Here is a 447-nt window from a genome sequence, read left to right on the forward strand (position 1 = left end):
TGTTGGGGGCGCCGTCGGAGCCGGGGCCGGCGTGCAGGACGGTGTTGGAGTAGCGCTGGTTGTAGAAGAGGGTCTGCCACTGGCGGACCATCCCGAGGGCACCGTTGTTGATGATGGCGACCTTGATCGGGATGTTGTTGAGCGCGCAGGTGGTCAGTTCCTGGTTGGTCATCTGGAAGCAGCCGTCGCCGTCGATGGCCCAGACCGTGCGGTCGGGCATCCCGGCCTTGGCGCCCATGGCGGCCGGGACCGCGTACCCCATCGTTCCGGCGCCGCCGCTGTTGAGCCAGGTGGCGGGCTGCTCGTAGTCGATGAAGTGGGAGGCCCACATCTGGTGCTGGCCGACGCCCGCCGCGAAGATCGTGCCCTCGGGGGCGAGCTTGCCGATGCGCTGGATGACCTGCTGCGGGGAGAGGCTGCCGTCCTCGGGCAGGTCGTAGCCGAGCG

The 447-nt window shown here is 68.9% G+C and carries 1 protein-coding gene; it reads right to left on the bottom strand.

Features of this window, described 5'->3' with window-relative positions:
* On the bottom strand, positions 1–447 hold a 447-nt coding region (locus tag RM572_RS29260; RefSeq protein WP_311676369.1), incomplete at both ends, for a thiamine pyrophosphate-dependent enzyme.

The sequence above is a fragment of the Streptomyces hazeniae genome (genome assembly GCF_031845485.1).
In the GTDB taxonomy this organism is placed as follows: domain Bacteria; phylum Actinomycetota; class Actinomycetes; order Streptomycetales; family Streptomycetaceae; genus Streptomyces; species Streptomyces hazeniae.